Below are 23,842 nucleotides of genomic sequence, written 5' to 3' on the forward strand. Positions count from 1 at the left end.
GCAGGGGGGACCCTGTGGGAGAGTAGGACGCCGCCGAACAATTCTTCAGAAGAACCCCCATCCGGGTCCCGGATGGGGGTTCTTCGCATTTCCGGGCCGGGGCGAATCTATTCGTCGGATTCGGATTCGGCCTGCGGCTTCTCCGTGGGCGCCTGCCCCTGGGCCTGGGCGGGTTGCTGGGCATCGGGCCGCGGCGCCTGGGGTGCCTGAGGTGCCGACGACGCCTGACCCGAGGCCTGATCCGACGGTTGGGCCGTCGCCTGGACCTGGTCGGCGGGAGCCGCCGGGGCCTCCGCCGTCCCCCAGGCCGGCCGGCTGAGCCACTTGTCCGCGCTGTTGGTGAGACGGGCGACGCCCGTACCGTCCGGCCGCATGCTGTAGAGGTCGGCGCCGGTGCCGGCGGGCGCCTGGGCGAAGACGATGGACCTGCCGTCGGGAGCGTAGGCGGCCGCGCCGTAGAAGGCGTCCGAGGGTGCGGGGGTGAGGGCGCCGACCGCGCTGCCGTCGGGGTGGACGGTGTAGATGCCGCCGCCGGGGGCGTTGTCGGGGCCGGCCGGGTAGGTGGTGAAGAGGATCTGGGTGCCGTCGGGGGACCAGTCCGCGCGGTCGCCGGCGCGCAGTTCCCAGGGGGTGAGCTGGCGCAGCCCGGTGCCGTCCGCGCTCACGACGTAGATGGCGCGGCTGTTGGCGGGCTGCCCCGTGGCGCTGGTGCGGTACTCGAAGGTGAGCTGCTTGCCGTCGGGGGACCAGCTGGGGTTGCTGACCGCGCCGGAGTAGGGCTTGTCGTTGGTGAGGAAGGTGAGCCGCTGGACGTCGGTGCCCTCGGGTGTCATCAGGTAGAGGTCGGAGTACTGGATCTGGTGGCTGCCGGACGGGTCCAGGGCGCCCCAGGAGCGGCTGAAGGCGACCTGTTTGCCGTCGGGGGAGAAGGCGGGGGCGCGTTCGTCCTCGTTGGCGCAGTCGGCGGTGCCGCTGTCGCAGAGCTGGTTGACCTGGTGCTCGGGGCCGCCGGCGGTGAGGACGGTCCAGAGCCGGGCGGTGCCGGTCTGCGGGTCGGTGCGGTCGAAGGCGATGGTGGCGCCGTCGGGGGACCAGTCCGGGCGGTCGTCGAGCGCGCGGGCCGGCGGCTGGGTGACCTGGTGCTGGCCGGTGCCGTCGGGGGAGAGGGTGACGATCGCGGTGCTGGTGCGGGCGGCGTCGGTGTAGGCGCGGCTGACGATCAGCCCGTTGTGCGCGGCGGCCGCGGGGGCTCCGACGGCCGCGCCGACCACGCCGGGGGTCGCGGCGGGTGTCGCCTCGGGGGTGGCGGTGGGGGTCTCCGGCCGGATCTCCGAGAGCGGGATCTCCCCGGGTTCGGCCCCGCAGCCGGTGAGCAGGGCGCCCAGAAGCAGAAGGCCCGCACCGGCGCTCGCGCGGGTGCGGGCCCTGCCCGTGGGTGACTGCCGTGTGCCGGTGGTGATCCGTGCCATCTCCGCCTCCGAGACTCTCGACCGCTCCGACGTGTGCCCCCGCCGAGGATTCAGGACGAAGGCCCCTGAAAGGAGCTGTCACTGTGTCAGACGGGGGGCGTCGGCGGTCCGGCGACACGCGACGGACCGCGCTCGCTCGATCGCACGGAGTAGAGGGGAGTGGAGGGGAGGGGAACAGAGGGGAGCGGAGCGGGCCTCAGCCCCGGGCGGCGCGGCGCTCGGCCTTGGCGAGGGCCTCCGCCTCGTCCTCGGCCTCGGCGACCTCCAGGGTGGGTGCGGTGCCGCCGAGCTGGGCGGGCAGCCACCAGGTGTCGTCCGGGCCGGAGGGCTTGCCGGGGTACTCGCGCTGGGCCTGGTCGAGCATCTCGCTCATGGCGGCGCGCAGCCGCCGGGTGACCATCACGGGCTTGTCGTCCGGTCCGAGGTGGATCGGCTCGCCGATCATGATGGTGACCGGGACGTGCCGCTTGGTGAGGGTCTTCGGGCGGCCCTTGGTCCAGAGCTGCTGGGTGCCCCAGAGCACGACGGGTAGCAGCGGGGTGCCGGAGTCGGCGGCCATCCGGGCGGCGCCGGTCTTGAACTTCTTGAGCATGAAGGAGCGGCTGATGGTCGCCTCGGGGAAGACCCCGACCACCTCGCCGGCCTTGAGGGCGCGCACGGCGGCCTCGTAGGCGGGCTGGCCGTCGGTGCGGTCGACCGGGATGTGCTTCATGCCGCGCATCAGCGGGCCGGAGATCCGGTGCTTGAAGACGTCGTCCTTGGCCATGAAGCGGGTCTTGCGCTTGCCGCCGCGGTACGCGCCGAGGCCCGCGAAGAGGAAGTCCAGGTAGCTGATGTGGTTGCTGACCAGTACCGCTCCCCCCCTGGCGGGGATGTGTTCGGCGCCCACGATCTTGATCCGCGCGTCGAGCGCGCGGAAGGCGGTGAGTGCGGCGCCGATCACCGGCGGGTACACGAACTCTGCCACGGTCAGTCCTGACTTCCACGGGCCGGAGCCCGGTTCGGCGGGTACCCGCTCCGTTGCGCGGGCGGTGCCGACCGGAGTACGGCACTCCGCGGCGGTCACGGGTGATTCACGGAGATGATCCCCCGAACGAGTGCCTGCTGTCACCTGAGGCGTGCGGTCAAGTGAATATTGCCGATGTGATCTCCGTGATGAATTCGAACGGGAACTTTTCGGCCGCTCGCATCAGGCGCGGGAGGTGAGGCGGCCCTGGGCGTGCCGGACCAGGGGGTAGAGCTCGCAGCCCACGGAGTAGCCGAACACGGCGTTGGCGAAGGCGGCGGTGAGGGCGGTCGAGGCGCCCATCACGCCGAGCCACGTCACCTCGGTGCAGTAGCCGAGGGTGCCGACCGCGGCGAAGACCATGAGGACGCCCTGGTCGAGGCGGAGCGGCCGTTCGTCCTCGGTGGCGGAGGGCGGTGCGAGCCGGGGCAGCACGAGCGCTTGGAACAGCCGGACGTACGGGGCCAGGCGCAGGCCGCCGAACGAGCCGAGGGCGAAGACGAGCGTCTGGACTCCCAGTAGCGGGCAGCTGCCGGTGGCCAGGACGAGGGCCAGGACGATCGCGGTGAGCGCTGCGGCTAAGCGGGGACCGCGGGGATCGGTCTGCAACGGGGCTCCGGGTGGTCGCGACGGGCGGCGGCAGCGGCGGGGCGTCAGCGCCGTCGGTGGACGGTGGTCCTGGCCGGGGCGATGACGCGGCGGCGGACCGGCGGCGGCATCGGGTGGCGGTCGGAGTCCATCGGCCGATCGTACGTGTCCCGGCCCTGGCGGTCGACCGTGTTTCGGGCGCCGCGGGCGCTGCCGCAGACTGGGGGGATGACCGGGCCGACGGCGTGCGTTGTCGTGCCTCGACGGGGCCGGTCCCGGCCCGCCGCGGGCGGGAGTGACGGGCCGGGAGTGACGGGAGGACGAGGGTGAGCACCGAGGACGGGGCGGACGAGGTACCGCGGTCGGAGGCCGTACGGCTGTCGGGGGCGGAGCTGGGCGGGCCGCTCGGCGCGCGGGCGACGCTGGTGCAGTTCTCGACGGCCTTCTGCCAGCCGTGCCGGGCCACCCGGCGGGTGCTCTCGGAGGTGGCCGGGATGGTCGACGGGGTTGAGCACATAGAGGTGGACGCCGAGGAGCAGTTGGAGCTGGTCCGCCGGCTGGAGGTCCGGCGGACGCCGACCGTCCTGGTGCTGGACGGGGAGGGCCGGGTGGTGCGTCGGGCGGCGGGCCAGCCGCGCCGGGTGGACGTGATCGCGGCGCTCGGTCGCGTGGTGTGAGCAATCCGGCCGCAGGTGTTCCGCCCCGGCGGGTGGAGTCGGCCCCGCGCTGGGGCAGGATGGGCACAGGCGGCGGGAGCAGCCGCACGGCATAAGCTACTGGCCAGTAGTGACCACTGCACTACCGGCGAGTATGCTGCCAGGAAGTTCCGGACCGGCACGGGAATTCGCTGCCCGGAGCGGGTGCATGCCGTGTTCGCGCCCGCTTGCACCGCCGCAGCCGCCGGACGAGACCAGTACAGGAGACAGGCCGTGAGCTTGAGGATCGTTGTCTGTGTGAAGCACGTGCCGGACGCGACGGGTGACCGTCGTTTCGCGGACGACCACACCACCGACCGGGAGGGTGTGGACGGCCTCCTGTCGGAGCTGGACGAGTACGGCGTGGAGCAGGCGCTGCGGATCGCGGAGGCGAACGAGGGCGCCGAGGTGACGGTGCTGACGGTGGGGCCGGACGACGCGAAGGACGCGTTGCGCAAGGCGCTGTCGATGGGTGCGGACAAGGCCGTGCACGTGAACGACGAGGACATCCACGGTACGGATGTGGTCGGGACGTCGGCGGTGCTGGCGAAGGCGCTGGAGAAGGCCGGGTTCGACCTGGTGATCGGTGGCATGGCGTCGACGGACGGTTCGATGGGTGTGCTGCCGGCGCTGCTGGCGGAGCGGCTGGGTGTGCCGCAGGTGACGCTGCTGTCGGAGGTGTCGGTCGAGGGCGGCGTGGTGAGGGGCCGTCGGGACGGTGACGCGGCGACGGAGCTGGTGGAGGCGGCGCTGCCGGCGGTGGTCTCGGTGACGGACCAGTCGGGTGAGGCCCGGTACCCGTCGTTCAAGGGGATCATGGCGGCGAAGAAGAAGCCGGTGCAGTCGTGGGATCTGGACGACCTGGGCATCGAGGCGGACGAGGTCGGTCTGGCGGGTTCGTGGACGGCGGTGGAGTCGGTGGCGGCGCGTCCGGCGCGGACCGCGGGCACGGTCGTCAAGGACGAGGGCGAGGGCGGCAAGTCGCTCGCGACCTTCCTCGCCGACCAGAAGTTCATCTAGTCCCACCCGTTCGCGAACCCAACGATCGATCAGGAGCAACGAATCATGGCTGAGATCCTGGTTCTGGTGGACCACGCCGACGGCGCGGTGCGCAAGCCGGCCCTGGAGCTGCTGACCCTGGCCCGCCGTATCGGTGAGCCGTCCGCCGTCGTCCTGGGCGCCGGTGCGGCCGCGGCCGGCATCGCGGCGAAGGCCGGCGAGTACGGTGCGGTGAAGGTGTACGTCGCCGACGGCGCGGAGTTCGCCGACCAGCTGGTGGTCCCGAAGGTGGACGCGCTGGCGCAGATCGCGAAGGCGAACGACGTGGCGGCGGTGCTGGTGACGTCCTCCGGTGAGGGCAAGGAGGTGGCCGCGCGCGTCGCGCTGCGGATCGGCTCCGGCATCATCACCGACGCCATCGACCTGGAGGCCGGCGACGGCGGTCCGGTCGCCACCCAGTCGGTGTTCGCCGCGTCCTTCCAGGTGAAGTCCAAGGTCACCAAGGGCGCGCCGGTCATCACCGTGAAGCCGAACGCCGTCGCCCCGGAGGCCGCTCCGGCCGCCGGCGCCGTCGAGGACGTCGCCGTGGCGTTCACCGGCAACGCCGCCAAGGTCGTCTCGCGCACCCCGCGGGTGTCCTCCGGCCGTCCCGAGCTGACCGAGGCCGCGATCGTGGTCTCCGGTGGCCGTGGTGTCGGTGCCGCCGAGGGCTTCGGCGTGGTCGAGGAGCTCGCGGACGCGCTGGGCGCGGCCGTCGGTGCCTCGCGTGCCGCGGTGGACGCCGGCTGGTACCCGCACAGCAGCCAGGTCGGCCAGACCGGCAAGCAGGTCTCCCCGCAGCTCTACATCGCGGCGGGCATCTCCGGCGCGATCCAGCACCGGGCCGGCATGCAGACCTCGAAGACCATCGTGGCCGTCAACAAGGACCCCGAGGCCCCGATCTTCGAGCTGGTCGACTACGGCGTGGTCGGCGACCTCTTCCAGGTGCTGCCGCAGCTCACCGCCGAGGTGAAGGCCCGCAGGGCCTGATCCGCGCGGAAGGTTCGGAGGGCGTGGTGCCGGGTGCCCGGTGCCGCGCCCTCCGTCGTACCCGGCCGTCCCCGGTCCTTCCCCGGCCTTCCCGGTCGTTCTCCGCCGTCGCCGGCCCCGCTCGCCGTCCCCGGCGCGCGGCGGGCCGGGCGGTGGCCCGTAGAGTCGGCGCCGGCGCGTGGCGCACGGGCGCGGCGCGGTGGTGATGGACGAGGCGAGGACGGTGGCATGGCACTGCTGACGGCACTTCAGGGCGGTTTCGGCGACGCGGCGGACGCGCTGCGGATCGACGGTCGGACGCTCTCCCGGGAGGACCTGCTGAGCGCGGCGACCGCCGTCGCCGACCGGGTGGCCGGCGCCCCGGCGCTCGCGGTGCTCGCCCGGCCCACCGTCGAGACCGTCACCGCGGTGGTCGGCGGCCTGCTGGCGGGCGTCCCGGTGGTGCCGCTGCCGCCCGACTCGGGGCCCAAGGAGCGCGAGCACATCCTGCGCGACTCGGGCGCGGCGCTGCTCGCGCACGCCGTCGGGGAGGTGCTGCCGCAGGACACCTCGGTGGCCGGGCTGCCGGTCGACCCCGCGCGGCGCTCCACCACCAGCTACGCCGAGCCCGCCGCCGGGTCGACCGGCTTCGTGCTCTACACCTCGGGCACCACCGGCGCCCCCAAGGGAGTGGTGATCCGGCGCGAGGCGATCGCCGCCGACCTGGACGCCCTCGCCGCCGCCTGGCAGTGGACCGCCGAGGACACCCTCGTCCACGGCCTGCCGCTGTTCCACGTGCACGGGCTGCTGCTCGGCGTGCTCGGCGCCCTGCGCACCGGCAGCGGACTGGTGCACACCGGGCGGCCCACCCCGGAGGGGTACGCGGCGGCGGGTGGCAGTCTGTACTTCGGGGTGCCCACCGTGTGGTCCCGGCTGGCGGCGGACCCGCAGGCCGCGGCCCGGCTCGCCCCGGCCCGGCTGCTGGTCTCCGGCAGCGCGCCGCTGCCCGTGCCGGTGTTCGAGAAGCTCGCGGCGCTCACCGGGCACGCCCCGATCGAGCGGTACGGGATGACCGAGTCGCTGATCACCGTCAGCACCCGGGCGGACGGCGAACGGCGCCCCGGCAGCGTCGGGCTGCCGGTGGAGGGGGTCCGCACCCGGCTGGTCGGCGAGGACGGCGCGCCGGTGCCCGGCGACGGGGAGAGCGTCGGCGAACTCCAGGTCTCCGGGCCGACGCTGTTCAGCGGTTACCTCAACCGGCCGGACGCGGACGCCGAGGCGTGGACGGCGGACGGCTGGTTCCGCACCGGCGACGTCGCGGTGATCGGGGCGGACGGCTTCCACCGGATCGTCGGCCGCGCCTCGGTCGACCTGATCAAGAGCGGCGGCTACCGGATCGGCGCGGGCGAGGTGGAGGCCGCGCTGCGCGACCACCCGGCGGTCGCCGACGCGGCGGTGGTCGGCGTGCCGGACGAGGACCTCGGACAGGCGATCGTCGCGTACGTCATCCCGGACGGCGCCGTGACGGGGGAGCAGCTGACGGCCTTCGTGGCGGAGCGGCTCTCGGTGCACAAGCGGCCGCGCCGGGTCGTCCTGGTGCCCGAACTGCCCAGGAACGCCCTGGGAAAGGTGCTGAAGAAGCAGCTGCTGACGGAGGCCGGCGGCCGCTGAGGAGAGGGTGGTCGGACGCCCCCTCGGATGACGGGTGTTCACCCTGATGCGCCGTCGGTGCTCACCACCCGTGACCCTTCCATTGGCGCACTCCACTGCGCGCAGTGAGCGGACGCGTGCCTAACGTGACACGCAGGCAGGGCCGACCCCCCGGGCGGCACGCCGACGGCTTCCGGTCGCAGGACCGGAAGCCGCGGTGTGCCGGGCGGGGGCCCTGCCGACAAGCACGGCCAGTCCTGGCCGGTCACAGCAACCCGCTGCAAATCCGCAGCGATCCGCAGCGATCCGCAGCAGTGAAGGAAGTCAGCACGATGACCACCGTCAACACCGGTGCGCCGGAGGCCGCCGGCGAACCGACCGGGCAGCAGGACGCTGCCACCGTCCGCCCCTCCCGTCCGTCCCGCAGCGCGCGGCTCCGTCGGGGGATAGGCATGGTGGCCGTGATCGCGACCAGTGCGGGCCTGATCGGCCTCGGCACCGGTGTCAGCCCCGCGGCCGCCGAGCCCGCCCCGGCGCACGCCGGCTGGGACGGCTCCCGGTACTGGTTCAAGAACAGCCAGGGGCAGTGGCGCTGGACCTCGCACTACGACGTCTACGTGCAGCGCACCGGAGGCGGCTCCTCGTCCGCCGCCAGGACCACGACCACGTCCTCCGGCGGGATCACCCAGGGCTGGGACGGCTCGCGCTACTGGTTCCGCAACAGCAGGGGCGAGTGGCGCTGGACCTCGCACTACGACATCTACCTGGAGCGCACCGGAGGCGGCTCCTCCTCGGACTCCCCGGGCTACGTCGACGACTCGGTCGCCGAGGACCGGGACGTCGAGACCGCCGTGCAGTTCGCGCTCTCCCAGCTGGGCGTGCCGTTCCGCCGGGCCGGCAACGGGCCGGACGGCTACGACTGCTCGGGCCTGGTGCAGCAGTCCTTCCGGCGCGGCGGGATCAGCCTGCCGCGGGTGGCCAACGACCAGTACGCGGCGACCACGCCGATCGGGGCCGGCCAGCTGCGCCGCGGCGACCTGCTGTTCTGGTCGCCGGACGGGACCGCCCGGGGCATCCAGCACGTGGCCATCTACCTGGGCGACAACAGGTACGTCGAGGCCGCGCGGCCCGGGACCAACATCAGGATCTCGGGGATCAGCAGCGGCTACTACCCGTCGTACATGGGGCGCCCGTAGCGGGGCCGCCGTCCGCCCGTCGGGGGTGCCGGGTCCGCCCGGTGCCCCCGACGGGGGTGTCCTCGTCGGTCCGGGCCGAGCCCGGGGCGCGCGACGCCCGCTCGGCCCGACGCCCGGTCAGAGGTCCGTCGGGCGGGGCAGCGCGCCGCGGGCGCCGAGGCCGGTGACGGCGAAGGCCCCGGCGGCGACGGCGGTGGCGGCCGCGTCGGGCAGCGCGGCGCCGCGGGCGAGTGCGGCGGCGAGGGCGCCGCAGAAGGCGTCGCCGGCGCCGGTGGTGTCGACCACTCGGACGGTCGGGGCGGGCAGCCGGGTCGGCGTCCCGTCCACGATGACCAGCGCGCCCTCGCCGCCGAGGGTGACCACGGCGCCCTCGGCGTGTTCGGCCAGCGCCCGGGCGGCCCCGGTGACGTCGGCGGCGCCGGTGAGCTGGCGGGCCTCGACGGCGTTCGCGACGACCAGCGGGCGGCGTCCGGTGGGGCCGGCCTCCGGCAGGGTGCCGGCCGGGGCGGTGTTGTGCAGCCAGCGGGTGCCGCCCGAGGGGCCCGCGGCGGGCAGTGCGGCGGCGGTCGCGCGGACGCACTCCGCGGGGACCTCGTTGCTGGTCAGGACCACGTCGACGGGGAGCAGCCGGAGGCGGGCGAGCGCGGCGGTGACCTCCTCTGGGGTCAGGTGGGCGTTGGCGCCGGGGAGGACGACGATGCTGTTCTCGCCGGCCGGGTCGACCATGACGATCGCCTGACCGGTGGGCGCGTCCGGGTGGGTGAGGACGGCGCCCGTCTCGACCTGCGCGCCCCGCAGGTCGGCACGCGCCGCCTCGCCCTCGGCGTCCCGTCCGACCTTGGCGACCAGGTGCGTCGCCGCCCCCATCCGGGCCGCCGCCACCGCCTGGTTGGCCCCCTTGCCGCCGAAGCCCCGGGTGGCGGCGGTGGCGAGGACGGTCTCGCCGGGGGAGGGCAGCACGGGGCAGCGGAGGATGCGGTCGGTGTTGACCGAGCCGATGACGACGACCCGACCGGCGGGAAGCAGCTTCATCGTTCCTCTGTACGTGGTGGGGCGCGGGCGGCGCAAGGAGGCGGGCGGTGGCGGTCGAGCGTAGGGCGCGTACGGGCCGAGCCCGGGGCGCGCGCGGCGCACAGGGGCGTACGAGTGGGGGGCGTGCGGAGCGTGCGCGTGGGGCGTGCGTAGCGGGTCGACCCACCAGGCATCCTGTGCCCTAGCAGTGGCGAAGGGGTGCAATTTTGATGTAGACCGGTCTGCATATTTCCGCGTACGGGCGTCTGACCTGGGCACATGCCGCTGTCACGGGGCAGATCGGGGCGTGCGGGCGGGCGCGCCGGGGAGGCATGGGGAGCGGCGTGGCGCGGGTACCACCACGGGTGGCGCTGGTTCGACCAACGGGGGCGCTGCCCGGTGCGAACGGCATCGGGGGAAGTCGAGGGCAGGGGACGTTGTGATCGTCTGGGTCAATGGCACATTCGGGGCGGGCAAGACGAGCGCCTGCCGCGAGCTGGTGGAACTGCTGCCCGGGAGCGTGCTCTTCGATCCCGAGCTGGTGGGCTTCGGCCTGCGTCGGATGCTCCCGGCCGACCGGCTGGCGACGGTGTCCGACTTCCAGGACCTGGCGGCCTGGCGCCGGCTCGTCCCCGAGACGGCGGCGGCGCTGCTCGGTGAGGTCGGGGGCCCGCTGGTGGTCCCGATGACCCTGCTCAGGGAGGACTACCGGGACGAGATCTTCGGGGACCTGGCCTCGCACGGGATCACGGTGCACCACGTCGTGCTGGACCCTGAAGAAACGATCCTGCGCGATCGCATAGCCCACCGCGACGAGTGCCCGGGCGACCCGGAGGGCAGCGAGCGGGTCCGCGCCTGGTGCCTCGAGCACCTGCCCCGCTACCGCGCCGCCCGCCGCTGGCTGGTCGGGGACGCCCGGATGATCGACACCAGCGGGATCTCCCCCCGGGAGACCGCGCACCGGATCGCCGAGCTGGTCCGGGTCGGCGCCGCCCGCTGCCCCATCGTCCAGACCCCGGACCCGACCGGCGACACCGTCGCCTCCGCCGTCCTGTTCTTCGACGAGCAGGACCGCGTGCTGCTGGTGGACCCGGTCTACAAGCCCGACTGGGACTTCCCCGGCGGCGTGGTCGAGCGCGGCGAGGCCCCCACCGACGCCGCCCTGCGCGAGACCGCCGAGGAGCTGGGCCTGCGCCTGGACCCGTCCGCGCTGCGCCTGCTCGCCGTCGACTGGGAGCCGCGCACCGGCCCGCGCCGCGGCGGCCTGCGGCTGATGTACGACGGCGGGCTGCTGGACGAGGAGGGCCGGCAGCACCTGCTGCTCCAGCAGGAGGAGCTGCGCGGTTGTCGCTTCGTCACCCTGGACGAGGCCGGGGAGCTGCTGCCCCCGGGACGCTACCGGCGGCTGGCGGCCGCGCTGGACGCGCGGCGGAGCGGCGAGCTGCGGTACCTGGAGGCGGGGAGCCGGGTGGCCGTGGGGCTGGCGAGCACGGCGGACGCGGCGTAGCGGCCGGTCGGCGCGGGGCCGCCGGGCGAGTGGGGGGAGCATGGTGCGCCTCCCGGCGCGCCGCGCGGCGGTCCCGGGCGGCAGGATGGGGGCATGCCCTTCACGTTGAGCCACCCCGCCGCCGTCCTGCCCCTGCTGCGCGCCGCCGGGGCGCGCGGGCCCCTGGTGGCGTCGGCGCTGGTTGCCGGGTCGATGGCGCCGGACGTGCCGTTCTTCGCCGAGTCCCTGCTGCCCGGGGTGTACGGCCAGGGCGGGCTCACGCACCGCTGGTGGGCGGTGCCGACGGTGGACGTGGCGATCGCCGGCGCGCTGGTGGCCGGCTGGCACGGGCTGCTGCGCGGGCCGCTGGTGGCGCTGCTGCCCGAGCGGTGGGCGGGCGGCGCCGAGGCGTTGACCGTCCGGCGGGCCGGGGACGCCGCAGGCCCCACGGACGCCGGTGCGGTCGGCGGTGCGGTCGGTGGCGCGGCGTGGTTCGCGGCCTCGGCGGCGATCGGGGCGGCCACCCACGTTGGCTGGGACGCGTTCACCCACGGGGACCGGTTGGGGGTGCGGCTGCTGCCCGTCCTGGACCGCCCGGTGGCCGGGGTCCCGCTGTACGAGGCGCTGCAGTACGGCAGTTCGGCGCTCGCCCTGGCGGCGCTGGGCGGTTGGGCGGCGCGGGCGGTGCGGGCCGTCGAGCCGGTGCGGCCGGCCGTGCGGCTGGCGCCCCGGGCCCGGCGGGCGGCCGTCGCGACGCTGGGCGCGGCGACGGCCGCCGGGGTGCTGCACCGGCTCGCTCCGCTGCGGCGGAACCTGGTGCCGGAGGTCTGCTTCGGCGCCGGGGCCGGGCTCGCGGTGGGCGCGGTCGGTTACGCGGCGGTGCTGGCGGCCGCCCGCCGGTTGCGCGGCGGGCGGCCGGACGTCCTCCGGGAAGAGCCTCGGGACGTCGCTGCGAAGGTCCGTCAGACGGAGCGCAGTTCGGCGTAGCGGCGGAGGAACAGCGCCTCGGTGAGGGCCATCCGCTCCAGCTCCCGCGGGTCGACGCTCTCGTTGACCGCGTGGATCTGGGTGGTCGGCTCCTCGACGCCGATCAGCACGATCTCGGCCTGCGGGTAGAGCGAGCGCAGCGTGTTGCAGAGCGGGATCGAGCCGCCCTCGCCGGAGGCGACCATGGGCGTCCCGAAGGCCTCGGCCATCGCCTCGCCCATCGCCTCGTACGCCGGGCCGTTGGTGTCGGCGCGGAACGGCGCGCCGTTGCCCTGGCGCTCGACGGTGAGCCGGGCGCCGAGCGGGACCTGCGCCTCCAGGTGGGCGACCAGGGCGTCCTGGGCGGCGCCCGCGTCCGTGCCCGGGGCGACGCGCAGGCTGATCAGGGCCTTGGCGGTGGCCTGGACGGAGGAGGTGGCGCCGATCACCGGCGGGGCGTCGATGCCGAGGACGGTGACGGCCGGGCGGGCCCAGAGGCGGTCCGCGAGGGTGCCGGTGCCGGTCAGGGCGACGCCGTCTAGCACCTTGGCGTCGGAGCGGAACTGCTCCTCCGGGTACTGGACGCCGGTCCAGGTCTGGTCGGCGGTCAGGCCGGCCACCGCGACGTCGCCGTTCTCGTCGTGCAGCGAGGCCAGCATCCGGACCAGGGACTGGAGCGCGTCGGGGGCGGCGCCGCCGAAGGCCCCGGAGTGCAGGTTGCCGGCCAGCGTGGTGACGGTGGCCTCGACGATCGTCATACCGCGCAGCGAGGTGGTCACGGTGGGCAGGCCGGGGGCGAAGTTGCCGGTGTCGCCGATGATGATGGCGTCGGCGGCGAGCAGCTCGGGGTGGGCCTCGGCGTAGCGCTCCAGACCGCCGGTGCCCTGCTCCTCGGAGCCCTCGACGATGATCTTCAGGCCGACCGGGTAGGCGTCGCCGTGGACCTGACGCAGCGCCCGCAGCGCCGTCAGGTGCATCAGGATGTTGCCCTTGCAGTCGGCGGCGCCGCGCCCGTACCAGCGGCCGTCGCGCTCGGTCAGCTCGAAGGCGGGGCTGTGCCAGGCGTTCTCGTCCAGCGGGGGCTGGACGTCGTAGTGGGAGTAGAGCAGGACGGTCGGCGCGCCCTCGGGGCCGGGCAGCTCGCCGTAGACGGACTGGGTGCCGTCCGGGGTGTCCAGCAGCCGGATGCCGGTCAGGCCCTCGGCGGCAAAGGCGTCGGCGACCCAGCGCGCGGCCTTCTCGCACTCCTCGACCGGGAACTGGCGCGGGTCGGCGACCGACGGGAAGGCGACCAGCTCGGCGAGGTCGGTGCGGGCACGGTCCATCAGGGATCGGACGGCGTCGGCCAGGGGCTGTGACATCGGGGCTCCGGGGGGACGGTCCGCCCTTGGGGTGGTGCGGGCGGAGGAGGCGGTTTGCGGTAGTGCCGATCATAGGTGGAGCGGAACAGGGAGTTCCGAGGGTGGGCCGCGGACCGGGCCTCCGAGGGGGAGGGGCCGCCTTCGGGCGGGCCGTACGACCGGGTGGCGCCGGTGTGGGGGCGGCGCGCTCGACCGGCGCGGCCGGACGCATAGGATTGCTCGACGTGACTGACTCCGGAAGCTCCGATTCCCGTAGCCCGCTCGACAGCCCGGCCGAGGGCGGTCCGACCGACGACGCGGCCGCGCCGCTGGACGGCGTCTGGGACGTCGTGGTGGTCGGCGCCGGACCGGCGGGCTCCTCGGCCGCGCACGCCGCCGCGGCCCAGGGCCGCCGGGTGCTGCTGCTCGACAAGGCCGAACACCCCCGGTACAAGACCTGCGGCGGCGGCATCATCGGCCCCTCCCGGGACAGCCTGCCGCCGGACTTCCGGCTGCCGCTGCAGGACCGGGTGCACGCCGTCACCTTCGCCTACAACGGGAGGTACACCCGTACGCGGCGGTCCAAGCGGATGCTGTTCGGCCTGGTCAACCGGGACGAGTTCGACCTGCGCTTGGTGCAGGCGGCCAAGCAGGCCGGGGCGGTGCTGGTCACCGGAGTGACCGTCACCGGCGTCGAGCAGCGCGGCGGGGAGCACCGGACGGCCCTGGTGACGGCCGCCGACGGGCGCACCTTCGAGGCCCGCGCGGTGGTCGGCGCGGACGGCAGCGCGAGCCGGATCGGCCGGCACGTCGGCGTCACCTTCGACCAGATCGACCTCGGCCTGGAGGCCGAGATCCCGGTGCCGGCCCAGGTCGCGGCCGACTGGGCGGGCCGGATCCACCTCGACTGGGGTCCGCTGCCCGGCAGTTACGGCTGGGTGTTCCCGAAGACCGAGACCAGCAGCCTGACCGTCGGCGTCATCTCGGCGCGCGGCGACGGCGAGCGGACCAAGCAGTACCTCGCCGACTACATCCGCCGGCTGGGCCTGTCCGGGTTCACCCCGCAGGTCGAGTCCGGGCACCTGACCCGCTGCCGGACCGAGGACTCGCCGCTCTCCCGCGGCCGGGTGCTGGTCGCCGGGGACGCGGCCGGACTGCTGGAGCCGTGGACCCGCGAGGGCATCTCGTACGCGCTGCGCTCGGGCCGGCTGGCCGGTGAGTGGGCGGTGCAGGTCGCCGAGGCGGGCAACGCGGCGGCGGTGCGGCGCGAGGCGCTGAACTACGCGTTCGCGGTCAAGGCCGGGCTGGGCGTGGAGATGCGCGCGGGCAAGCAGCTGCTGGGCGCCTTCGAGCGGCGGCCGTACCTGTTCCACGCGGCGGTCTGCCTGGTGCCGCCGGCCTGGCGGGCCTTCGCCCGGACCACCCAGGGGCACACCTCCTTCGCCCAGGTGCTGCGGCAGTACCGGGCCGCGCGGCGGCTGGCGTCGATGGCCTCGCGGTAGGGCGGCCGCCGTGGCGTCGTGAGCTCGTGACGCTGTGGAGCGGGGCCGGTGTCCCTCCGTGCGCGGGAGGGGCACCGGCCCCGCTTCCCTTGCGGGGAGCGCTACTTGAGCCCGGTGTCCAGTGCGGACATCAGGGTGCCGGACGGGGTGTCGCCGGACATCTCCCAGATCATGCCGCCGAGCAGGTTCTTCGACTTGAGGTAGGCGGTCTTCTGCGAGATCGACCAGGCGTCGTCGAAGGTCCACCACTGCCCGCCGGCTCCCGTGTAGCCGTACGTCGCAACGGACTTGGGGTCGTGGTAGACCTTGAGACCGGAGAGGCTGGTGATCAGGTTGTTGTACCCGCGGGTGCCGGCCTCGTCGCTGAACTGGCCGGGTGCGGCGCCGTTCGCGGACTGCCAGGCGCCGTTCGCGCCGCCGTCCGCGACGGTCTGCCAGCCGCGCCCGTAGAACGGGAAGCCGATGGTCAGCTTGCGCGGGTTGACCCCGGCGTTCAGGTACGTCTGGACGGCCGTGTCCACGCTGAAGTGGGTGGCGTAGGGGTCGTTCGGGTCCTGGTAGAGGTTGGAGGCGTGGCCGGTGCGGTTCGGCTCCCAGGAGTTGTCGCTGCCGGAGCCGTGGAAGTCGTAGCCCTGGACGTTGGCGATGTCCAGCGAGCCGAAGATCTTCGAGAGGTCCCAGCCGGCCGCGACCTTCGCCGGGTCGGCGGGGGTGAAGGCGGTGAGCAGCTTGTGCGAGCCGCCCAACGCGTCCAGCTGCTTGCGGAATTCGGCCAGCAGCAGGGTCAGGTTGCCCTTGTCGTTGGCGCTCCAGTGGTTGCCCGGGTGGCCGTCGGCGGAGCCGGGCCACTCCCAGTCGAGGTCGATGCCGTCGAAGATGCCCGCTGCCACGCCGTCGCCGCCGGCGCCGTTGTAGGCCGGCAGGTTGCCCTTGATCCAGGTGTCGACGCAGGACTTGACGAACTTCTGGCGGGACGCGTCGGTGGCGGCGGCGTCGGAGAAGTACTTGGAGTAGGTCCAGCCGCCGAGCGAGACGACCACCTTCAGGTTGGGGTACTTGGCCTTCAGCTTCTTCAACTGGTTGAGGTTGCCGCGGAGTTTGCCCCAGCCGTCGTCGGCCACGCCGTCCACCGACTGGTCGGCGCTCATCGCCCGGCCGTAGTCCGCGTCGGCGTCACCGGCGCCGGTGCCCTGGTCCGGGTCCTCCGGGTTGGCGGTGGTGCCCTTGGTGACGCCGGCCTGGCAGGTCAGGTTGACCGGATCGATGTTCTCGAAGGCGTAGTTGACGACGTCGAGCTTGGCGGCGGCGCCCGAGGTGTCCAGGTTCTTGACGAAGTACTGGCGGCCGTAGATGCCCCACTGGACGAAGTAGCCGACCCGGGCGTACTTCCCGGCGCCGACCAGGTCCGAGGTGGTCACGGTGAGCGGGGCGGAGGCGGGCGAGGCGTTGTCGGCGGCGTCCCGGGCCTTCACGGTGAACGTGTAGGCGGTGGACGGGGAGAGGCTGCCGACGGTCGCGCCGAGCGTGCTGCCGGTGACCGTGGCCACCAGGGTGCCGCCCTGGTAGACGTCGTACGCGGCGACCCGGACGTTGTCGGTGGCGGCGTTCCAGGCGAGCGTCACGTCCGTCGAACCGACCGCGGTGGCCCGGAGGTTGGCCGGCGCCGTGGGCGGCGAGGTGTCGGTGGACGGGTCGAAGGTGGACGCGGTGACACCCGCGCTGAGCGGGCCGGTGTTGCCGCGGCTGTCCTTGGCGCGGACGGTCAGGGTGTACGAGGTTGCCGGGGTGAGGCCGGTGACCAGCACGCCGGTGGACGGGCTGGAGGCGAGCACCGTGCTACCGCTCAGCACGTCGTAGGAGGCGACCGGGAAGTCCCCGCCGGTGGCGGCCGGCCAGCTCAGGGCGAGCGTGTGCGCGGTGGACTCGGTGACCGTCGGGGTGCCCGGCGCGGACGGCGGGACGTCCGCGCTGCCGTCGCACTTGTCGCCGTTGACACGGCAGTTGAGCGGGGCGGCGACCGGGCCGTTGCCGACGAACCAGAAGCTGTACGGCTCGGTGGTGCCGTGGGCGTTGACGGTGGAGTTGTAGAACGCCGCGGTGGCGGTGACGTGCCGGCCGTTCACGGTGGCGGTGCCGTTGTAGCTGTTGCCGATGGTGACGCCGGCCGGGAGGTCGAACTCCAGGGTCCAGCCGCTCACCGCGGTCGCGTTGTCGTTGTGGACGATGTAGGTGCCCTGCCACCAGGAGCCGTTGTCGGCCGTGGTGAAGGTGGCGGTGAGCTTTCCGGCGGCGTTCGCCGGGGCGGCCAGCGCGGTGAGCGCGGCGAGGGGCAGGAGCAGGACGGAGAGCAGTGCCAGCAGTCTGCTGCGCACGCGCGGGCGCCCGGCCCGGGATCGAGCGGACATGGTTCTCCCTGTGACTGTGGGGGTTGAACAGGGTGACGTAGAACCTTGGTTGATCCGTGCGGTTGATCCATGTGCGATCGATGCCTGTGCCGTGGGGAGGCAAGGCATGGGAACTGTAGGAGGACTGGACCAATGCGTCAACAGGTCTGTACCACTTGGGAGTTGTCCCCGATGCTCCCGCCGTCTCGCCGCCCCCGTCGCTCCGCTATTCCCTGGTGCTCCCGCCGCTCCCGCTACTCGCGGACGATCGCCATCGCCTCGATCTCCATCAGCACGTCGGGCCGGAACAGCGCCGAGACCTGCACGGCGGAGGAAGCGGGCGGCGGAACGGAGCCCAGGTACTCGTCGCGGATCTCGCGGACCACGGCGAGGTGGGCGATGTCGGTCATGAAGTAGGTGAACTTCACGACGTCCTCGAACCCGGCCCCGGCGGCGGCCAGGCAGCGGCGGAGGTTCTCGAAGACCTGCCGCGCCTGCGCCTTCGGATCCCCCGGGCCGACCAGGTCCCGGTTCTCGTCGAACGGGACCTGCCCGGACACCTGGACCAGTCGGCCGCTTCCGGCGACGACCTGGGTGTAGCCGGTGCCGGGCGCGACTCCGGGCGGCTCCGTGATGCGGGTGAGGTGAGAGGTGGTCATGGGACGGATCCTGATCCATGCCCCCTCGGGCAGGCAAGCCCGACGGCCCGGGGGCTCCGGCTCGCTCTGGCCGAGGGGCGGGTGGGCGTGCCAGAGTCGTCCGGGCGTCGTCCGGGCACCTCCCGGACCGCGTCCGCAGTCCGACCCACCCTCAGCCGGAAGGCAGGCCCCGCCGATGACCAGCGCAGCGCCCCTCGTCCACGTCAGCACCGCCGACGCCGTCACCACGCTCACCCTCGACTCGCCGCACAACCGCAACGCGCTCTCCACCCGGCTGATGGCCGAGCTGCACGCCGGACTGGCCTCCGCCGCGGCCGACCCGGAGGTCCGCGCCGTGGTGCTCGGGCACACCGGCAGGGTGTTCTGCGCGGGCGCGGACCTCTCCGAGGCGACCGGCGCGGACCCGACGGTCGGCCCGCGCGGCCTGGTCGAGCTCCAGCGGGCGATCGTGGACTGCGCCAAGCCGGTGATCGCCGTCATCCACGGCCACGTCCGGGCCGGCGGCCTCGGCCTGGTCGGCGCGGCGGACCTCGCCGTCGCCGGACCGGCCTCGACCTTCGCCTTCACCGAGGTGCGGCTCGGCCTCGCGCCCGCCGTCATCTCGCTGCCGCTGCGCCCGAAGCTGGACCCGCGCGCCGCCTCCCGCTACTACCTCACCGGCGAGGTCTTCGACGCCGCCGAGGCCGCCCGGATCGGGCTGATCACCAGCGCCACCGACTCCGCCGAGGCCACCGACGTGGCGCTCAAGGGCCTGCTGGACGCGCTGCGCCTGGGCTCCCCGCAGGGCCTGGCGGAGTCGAAGCGGCTGGCCAACGCCGAGGTGGTGCGCTCCTTCGAGCGGGACGCGGAGGAGCTGGTGGAGCTGTCGGCGCGGCTCTTCGGCTCGGCGGAGGCGCAGGAGGGGATGCGCTCGTTCCTGGAGAAGCGGCCCGCGCGCTGGGTGCGCTGAGGGCCGGGTTTCCCGGGTGCCCGTTCGCCCGGGGGCGTCGCCGCCCCCGGGCGTGACGACCCGTGCGCAGGGGTCGCGGCCGGCACGGTCAGAGGACCGCCGCCGTCTCGCTCCAGAGGGCGAGCAGGCTCTGGTCGCCGATCGCCTTGACCTCCCCGGCCTGCTGGGCGGACAGCCGGTTCCACAGCAGCGGGTAGAGCTCGTGGGCCGGGCCGGCGAGGGTCAGATCGGCCGGCTCGGGGCCCTCACCGGTGGTGACGACCGGCGCTTCCCGGGTGATCGTCAGGTGCCAGGAGCCGGGGCCGTCGGTGGCCCGGACCAGGAGGGTGCGCGGCCGGTCGCTGCGCAGCTTGGACCGGCCGAGGGTCGTGAAGCCGCTCACCAGTTCGTCGATGCCGTCGAGGGCGAGCGCGGTGTCCACGACCGGACCGGGCACCCCGGCGGCCGCGTCGGCGTCGCGGCGGTGCACGGCGGTCTCGTGCGCCTGGCGCCGGGCCCAGAACGCCAGCGGGCTGGGCGAGGACAGGAAGGTCCAGCACTCGAGGTCGGCGGGCGCCGCGGTGAGGGTGTCCACCAGGGCGGCGTGGCCCTCGCGGTACCAGTCGAGCAGCGCGGCGTCCGAGGGCAGCGGCCCGACGGCGGCCTGCGCGTCCGCCTCGTCCGGCGGGGTCGGCGCGCCTCCGGACACGATCGCGGCGGCCCAGCGGTGGACGGAGCCGATGTGCTGCAGCAGCTTCGTCAGCTGCCAGTCCGGACAGGTCGGTACGGGGGCGGACAACTCGGTACGGGCCGCGGCCTCGGCGAGCCTGGTGCCCTCGCGGCGCAGCGCGTCGATGTGCTCGGTGATCTCCATGGGACGGAGTCTTCCATCGCGGCCCGTCCGCCGGTCGCGGATTTCGGACATTCCTCCGGTTGCCTCCCGGCGGACGGGCGGATGCTACGGGCCGGTAACGTGAGCGCATGCCGATAACCCGTTCGCTCGTCTCAGCCGTCCGGACCGGTGGCCGCCGCGCCGCCGGACGCCTCGTCCACCGGGGCTGGCGCTGGGTGCAGCGGACCGGAGCGGTCACCAGCCGCAACCCCGGCCCGTACCGGTTCGGCGAGCTGGGGGACGGCACGACGCTCAGCTTCCCGCTCGGGGCGGTGTTCAACGAGCAGTGGATCACCATCGGGCCGTTCTCGATCATCGGCGAGCGGGTCACCATCAGCGCGGGCTTCCTGCCCGGGCTCGACCTCGGGCCGGAGCCGATCGTGCGGATCGGCGGCGGCTGCGTGATCGGCCGGGACAGCCACATCGTCGGCCACCAGTCGATCGTCATCGGCGACGACGTGTGGACCGGCCCCGGCGTGTACATCAGCGACCAGTCGCACGAGTACCGGGACACCGAGCTGCCGATCGGCAAGCAGTGGCCGCGCAACGAACCGGTGGAGATCGGCACGGGCAGCTGGATCGGCACCGGCGCGGTGATCCTGCCGGGGGCGCGGATCGGCCGCAACGTGGTGGTCGCGGCGGGCGCCGTGGTGCGCGGCGACGTTCCCGACCACAGCGTGGTCGCCGGGGCGCCGGCCAAGGTGGTGCGCCGCTGGACCGAGGAGGAGGGCTGGCAGCCGCCGCTGCGCCACGATGCTCCGCAGCCGGTGCCGGACGGCGTGACCGCGGAGCAGCTGCGCGCCCTGGTCGGCTGGGACCTGCGGCTGCCGGGGGAGCAGGGCTGAGGTCGGTCGCCGGGCACCGGCCCGGTGCTGGCAGTCGTCCCGAACTACCCGGCGAGGGAGGCCTGTTCGGCGGTACGGGCGGCGATGGCGGCGGCGATCCGCGGGAGGTCGGCGGGGCGGGCCGGATCCAGGCCGGTCAGTGCGGCGATCCGGCGCAGCCGGTAGTCGACGGTGTTCGGGTGCAGGTGCAGGACGCTCGCGGTGTGGCGGCGGCTCAGGCCGCCGGCCAGGTGGGTGTGCAGGGTGATGAGCAACTCCCCCGCGTCGGCGAGCGGTTCGAGCAGGGCGGCGAGCCGGGAGCGGGCCTGGCTGGGGCGGGTGAGCTGGTACTCCAGCAGGACGTCGTCCAGCCGGTGCAGCCCCGGCGGTCGGCCGAACGCCCTTGCCACGTCGAGGACTTCGTAGGCGAGAGCGGCCGCGCCGGGCACCTCGGCGGGGGTGGCGGGCGCGGCCCCGGCCAGGACGGGAACGCCGGCCGCCCGGGCCGCCGCGGCGAGGGCGGCGGCGAGCAGCGGCCACGGCGCCTCGCCGGCTCCGTCCTCGTCCGGACCGGGTGACGGTCCGAACGGGACGAGTGCCAGGCCGCCCGTGGGGGTGAGCGCGGTGAGCGCCGACTGCCGGGTGCGGTGGTCGAGTTCGGCCTCGAACCGGCGGAGCTTGCGGAGGGCGGCGATGCCCGGATCGACACCGGGGGAGTGCTCGTCGGGGTGGTCGGCGAGGGACAGGCAGAGCACGGCGTACCCGGTGGACAGGCGGAGCCCGGCGCGCTCGGCGGCCGCGTCGGCGGGGGTGCCCGCGAGCAGCGCGCCGAGCAGGGAGTGCCGGGCCGAGTCCCGTCGGCCGGTGGCAGGGCGGCGGCCGTCCAGGTAGCCCGCCCCGGCGGCGGTGACGGCCTGGCGGAGCTGGTCGAGCAGCAGCCGGTTGAGGGCGAGCAGGTCGGCGGCGTCGTCGTCCCGGGCGTGCCGGGTGGCGAACTCCCAGCAGACCTCCAGTCCGAGGTGGTGGGCGAGCAGGACGGCGTCCAGCGGCAGGCCCTCCTCGGCCCGCCGGGCGGCGGCCTCCCGGACGGCGGTGAACTCCTCGGCGGGGGCGGGGAGTCCGGTCCGTACGGTGTGGGCGAGGGCGCGGATGCGGCGCTCGGTGTCCCGGGTCAGCTCGCCGGTGAGCTGTTCGCGGGGCAGCCGGCGGTAGACCGGCACCCGCTCCAGCAGGGCGGCGACCACGGTCTCGGCCAGCTCCCGTACGCCGCCGAGCAGTCGCTGGTCGGCCGGGAGCCCGCCGATCACCGGGACGCGCCAGTCCGGCGTCCGGTCGGAGGTGTTCGGGGGTGCGGGGTGGGGTGCGTTGTGACCGGTCACAGAGAACACCGTCCAGGTCTGGGGGACGCCCAAGGGCCGGGCCGGAGGGGCGACCGCATGATGGTGCCCTCGGGTTACCTGTTGGTAACAAACTTCCGCTGTGGAGGCAACAGTTGAGAACCCCACTTCTCCGCTTCTCCGCAATTCCGGTGCGCCGCAGGGGCGCAGGCGCGCTGGGTGCGCTGCTGCTGGCGGGGGCGGTGCTGGCCGGTGCGACGGTGTCGCCGGCGAGCGCTGCCGTGCCCGTCGCGAGCGCCTCGGCCGTCACGGCCAGCTCGGCCGCAGCGTCCGCCTCGTCCAGCTCGTCCGCCTCGTCCGCCGAACTGCCGCCGGACGGCGACACGGTGGCCTCGCCGCCCGGCGCCAACGACTGGACGTGCCGGCCGACCACCGCGCACCCCGACCCGGTCGTCCTGGTGCACGGCACCTTCGCCAACCGCTACGAGAACTGGCTGGCGCTCTCCCCGCTGCTGAAGAGCCTCGGGTACTGCGTCTTCGCCCTCGACTACGGGATGATCCCCGGCGTCACCTCCAGCGGCAGCGGCCTGCTGCTGCCGATCGGCGGCCTCGGGCCGGTGCCGGAGTCGGCGGCCCAACTCGGCCGGTTCGTGGACCTGGTGCGGACCGCGACCGGCGCGGCCAAGGTCGACATCGTCGGGCACTCGCAGGGCGGCATGCTGCCGAACTACTACCTCAAGTTCCTCGGTGGCGGGTCCAAGGTCGGCAGGCTGGTCGGGCTGGCGCCGTCCAACCACGGCACGACGCTCGACGGGATCACCAACCTGGTGCCGTACTTCCCGGGCGTCGCGGACCTGATCTACACGGTCTGCAAGGCCTGCCGGGACCAGGCGGTGGGCTCCGACTTCAACACGGTGATGGCCTCCCGGCCCGACACCGTACCGGGCGTGCGCTACACGGTGATCTCGACGGTCCTCGATGAAGTCGTCACCCCGTGGCGGACCCAGTTCCTGAGCGGCCCGGACGTCGACAACCAGGTGGTGCAGGAACACTGCCCGGTCTCGCTGGTGGAGCACGTCGGGATCGCGTTCTCGCCGACGGCGCTGCACCTGGTCACCAACGCGCTGGATCCGGGGCACGCCACGCCGGTGTTCTGCGGGTGAAGCGGCGGCGGCGCTCCTGCCCCCGGGGTGGTCCCGGGAGGTGGGAGCGCCGCTGTTCGGTGGTGCGGCCCTTGACCGGCTCTCAGGGCGCGGTGCGGAAGGCGATGACGGCGGTGGTGCCGTCCGGGTGCAGCTCGTACGTGCCCGGGGTGTCGAGCAACGCGGCGTCGTAGCGGGCGAGTTCGACGCCGTCGACGGAGGCGGTGCGGACGGTGGCGGTGTGGACAGCGGCGGTGCCGGCGAGGCAGACCAGGAGGGCGGTGCTCCCGTCCGGGACGTCGACCGTGGTGGCCGCGGTGGCCAGGTCGACCGCGGCCTCGACCCGCCCGCGGCGCGTCATCACGTTGAAGTCCACCACCGGGCCGGCCAGCAGCCGACAGTCGGTGGTGGCGTCGCCGGAGAAGGCGAACGGCCGGAACGGCGCGTCGACCAGCTGCTCGGTACCGTCGACGGTGAGCGCCATGCCGGCGCCCTCGACCAGGGTGATCACCCGGTCGATCCCGGGGAACGGGGAGAACGGCCCCGCCGAGGCGACGTCCGCGAGGCTGACCCGCCAGTCGAAGGCGTCCAGTCCGGCGCCGACCGGGAACCCGGCGACCTCCCTGGTCACCCCGCCCCCGTTGAGCCACGCCGTCGCCGGGCGCTCGCCCGCCCGCAGTACCTGGAAGCGTTCGCTGGTCGTCATGGCCTCGCATCCTGTCACACGGCGGATGACGGATGACAGGTGACAGATAACAGA

The 23,842-nt window shown here is 74.2% G+C and carries 21 protein-coding genes; 11 read left to right on the plus strand and 10 right to left on the minus strand.

Annotation, left to right across the window (positions count from 1 at the left end; translation table 11 throughout):
- Positions 1–107: 107 nt before the first annotated feature.
- The 3 genes from ACFVU7_RS40160 to ACFVU7_RS40170 form a co-directional block, all read right to left on the minus strand.
- Positions 108–1,469 carry a hypothetical protein gene (locus ACFVU7_RS40160; RefSeq protein WP_388051123.1) on the minus strand — a complete coding sequence of 454 codons (1,362 nt, stop codon included), beginning with the start codon at positions 1,467–1,469 and terminating at the stop codon, positions 108–110.
- Positions 1,470–1,665: 196 nt separating this feature from the next.
- Positions 1,666–2,436 carry a 1-acyl-sn-glycerol-3-phosphate acyltransferase gene (locus tag ACFVU7_RS40165; RefSeq protein ID WP_049656484.1) on the minus strand — a complete coding sequence of 257 codons (771 nt, stop codon included), beginning with the start codon at positions 2,434–2,436 and terminating at the stop codon, positions 1,666–1,668.
- 222 nt (positions 2,437–2,658) lie between these two features.
- Complete coding sequence (locus tag ACFVU7_RS40170) at positions 2,659–3,084, minus strand: DUF4395 domain-containing protein (protein WP_388051125.1); 426 nt, start codon at positions 3,082–3,084, stop codon at positions 2,659–2,661.
- Positions 3,085–3,389: 305 nt separating this feature from the next.
- On the opposite strand from ACFVU7_RS40170, the gene ACFVU7_RS40175 reads away from it, so the two are divergent.
- From ACFVU7_RS40175 to ACFVU7_RS40195, 5 genes are all read left to right on the plus strand, one after another.
- The gene (locus ACFVU7_RS40175; RefSeq protein ID WP_388051128.1) at positions 3,390–3,740 is read left to right on the plus strand and encodes a thioredoxin family protein; all 351 of its coding nucleotides are present in this window, start codon (positions 3,390–3,392) and stop codon (positions 3,738–3,740) included.
- Between the two features lie 252 nt (positions 3,741–3,992).
- A complete protein-coding gene (locus ACFVU7_RS40180; RefSeq protein WP_388051131.1) occupies positions 3,993–4,778 on the plus strand; it encodes an electron transfer flavoprotein subunit beta/FixA family protein in 786 nt (261 codons plus the stop codon).
- Between the two features lie 45 nt (positions 4,779–4,823).
- Complete coding sequence (locus tag ACFVU7_RS40185) at positions 4,824–5,786, plus strand: electron transfer flavoprotein subunit alpha/FixB family protein (RefSeq protein WP_388051134.1); 963 nt, start codon at positions 4,824–4,826, stop codon at positions 5,784–5,786.
- A 228-nt stretch (positions 5,787–6,014) separates the two neighbouring features.
- Positions 6,015–7,436, plus strand: a complete 1,422-nt coding sequence (locus tag ACFVU7_RS40190) for an acyl-CoA synthetase (protein WP_388051137.1) — start codon at positions 6,015–6,017, stop codon at positions 7,434–7,436.
- 311 nt (positions 7,437–7,747) lie between these two features.
- Positions 7,748–8,611 carry a C40 family peptidase gene (locus ACFVU7_RS40195; protein ID WP_388051140.1) on the plus strand — a complete coding sequence of 288 codons (864 nt, stop codon included), beginning with the start codon at positions 7,748–7,750 and terminating at the stop codon, positions 8,609–8,611.
- A gap of 117 nt (positions 8,612–8,728) precedes the next feature.
- Here ACFVU7_RS40195 and ACFVU7_RS40200 read toward each other — a convergent pair whose 3' ends face one another.
- Positions 8,729–9,643, minus strand: a complete 915-nt coding sequence (locus ACFVU7_RS40200; RefSeq protein ID WP_388051144.1) for a PfkB family carbohydrate kinase — start codon at positions 9,641–9,643, stop codon at positions 8,729–8,731.
- 418 nt (positions 9,644–10,061) lie between these two features.
- On the opposite strand from ACFVU7_RS40200, the gene ACFVU7_RS40205 reads away from it, so the two are divergent.
- Both ACFVU7_RS40205 and ACFVU7_RS40210 read left to right on the plus strand, forming a co-directional pair.
- On the plus strand, positions 10,062–11,129 hold the full coding sequence (locus ACFVU7_RS40205) for an NUDIX hydrolase (RefSeq protein WP_049660630.1): 1,068 nt from the start codon (positions 10,062–10,064) through the stop codon (positions 11,127–11,129).
- 93 nt (positions 11,130–11,222) lie between these two features.
- On the plus strand, positions 11,223–12,095 hold the full coding sequence (locus ACFVU7_RS40210; RefSeq protein ID WP_387830727.1) for a DUF4184 family protein: 873 nt from the start codon (positions 11,223–11,225) through the stop codon (positions 12,093–12,095).
- Here the strand turns inward: ACFVU7_RS40210 and ACFVU7_RS40215 are convergent.
- On the minus strand, positions 12,071–13,435 hold the full coding sequence (locus tag ACFVU7_RS40215) for a dipeptidase (RefSeq protein WP_388051146.1): 1,365 nt from the start codon (positions 13,433–13,435) through the stop codon (positions 12,071–12,073). The two genes, ACFVU7_RS40210 and ACFVU7_RS40215, sit on opposite strands and share 25 nt — an antisense overlap.
- Positions 13,436–13,659: 224 nt before the next feature.
- Between ACFVU7_RS40215 and ACFVU7_RS40220 the strand changes: the two genes are divergently transcribed.
- Positions 13,660–14,916 carry a geranylgeranyl reductase family protein gene (locus ACFVU7_RS40220; protein ID WP_079272936.1) on the plus strand — a complete coding sequence of 419 codons (1,257 nt, stop codon included), beginning with the start codon at positions 13,660–13,662 and terminating at the stop codon, positions 14,914–14,916.
- A 101-nt stretch (positions 14,917–15,017) separates the two neighbouring features.
- On the opposite strand, the gene ACFVU7_RS40225 is transcribed toward ACFVU7_RS40220, so the two are convergent.
- Both ACFVU7_RS40225 and ACFVU7_RS40230 read right to left on the minus strand, forming a co-directional pair.
- Positions 15,018–17,321 carry a glycosyl hydrolase family 18 protein gene (locus ACFVU7_RS40225; RefSeq protein WP_388051149.1) on the minus strand — a complete coding sequence of 768 codons (2,304 nt, stop codon included), beginning with the start codon at positions 17,319–17,321 and terminating at the stop codon, positions 15,018–15,020.
- 233 nt (positions 17,322–17,554) lie between these two features.
- Entirely contained in the window at positions 17,555–17,959 is a 405-nt protein-coding gene (locus ACFVU7_RS40230) for a RidA family protein (protein WP_049650961.1), read from the minus strand.
- A 175-nt stretch (positions 17,960–18,134) separates the two neighbouring features.
- Between ACFVU7_RS40230 and ACFVU7_RS40235 the strand changes: the two genes are divergently transcribed.
- Positions 18,135–18,908, plus strand: a complete 774-nt coding sequence (locus ACFVU7_RS40235; RefSeq protein ID WP_388051152.1) for an enoyl-CoA hydratase family protein — start codon at positions 18,135–18,137, stop codon at positions 18,906–18,908.
- 88 nt (positions 18,909–18,996) lie between these two features.
- Here ACFVU7_RS40235 and ACFVU7_RS40240 read toward each other — a convergent pair whose 3' ends face one another.
- Positions 18,997–19,761: a maleylpyruvate isomerase family mycothiol-dependent enzyme gene (locus ACFVU7_RS40240; protein WP_388051154.1), complete on the minus strand. Its 765-nt coding sequence runs from the start codon at positions 19,759–19,761 to the stop codon at positions 18,997–18,999.
- Positions 19,762–19,868: 107 nt separating this feature from the next.
- Here ACFVU7_RS40240 and ACFVU7_RS40245 point away from each other — a divergent pair, with 107 nt between their 5' ends.
- Positions 19,869–20,624, plus strand: coding sequence for a DapH/DapD/GlmU-related protein (locus ACFVU7_RS40245; protein ID WP_049650964.1), 756 nt, complete (start codon positions 19,869–19,871; stop codon positions 20,622–20,624).
- 44 nt (positions 20,625–20,668) lie between these two features.
- Here ACFVU7_RS40245 and ACFVU7_RS40250 read toward each other — a convergent pair whose 3' ends face one another.
- Complete coding sequence (locus ACFVU7_RS40250) at positions 20,669–21,982, minus strand: PucR family transcriptional regulator (protein ID WP_388051157.1); 1,314 nt, start codon at positions 21,980–21,982, stop codon at positions 20,669–20,671.
- A gap of 113 nt (positions 21,983–22,095) precedes the next feature.
- Between ACFVU7_RS40250 and ACFVU7_RS40255 the strand changes: the two genes are divergently transcribed.
- Positions 22,096–23,103, plus strand: a complete 1,008-nt coding sequence (locus ACFVU7_RS40255; RefSeq protein ID WP_380719467.1) for an esterase/lipase family protein — start codon at positions 22,096–22,098, stop codon at positions 23,101–23,103.
- An 82-nt stretch (positions 23,104–23,185) separates the two neighbouring features.
- On the opposite strand, the gene ACFVU7_RS40260 is transcribed toward ACFVU7_RS40255, so the two are convergent.
- The gene (locus ACFVU7_RS40260; RefSeq protein WP_074006373.1) at positions 23,186–23,788 is read right to left on the minus strand and encodes a HutD family protein; all 603 of its coding nucleotides are present in this window, start codon (positions 23,786–23,788) and stop codon (positions 23,186–23,188) included.
- Positions 23,789–23,842: the final 54 nt, after the last annotated feature.

The sequence above is a fragment of the Kitasatospora sp. NPDC058046 genome (assembly GCF_042885595.1).
Lineage (GTDB): Bacteria > Actinomycetota > Actinomycetes > Streptomycetales > Streptomycetaceae > Kitasatospora.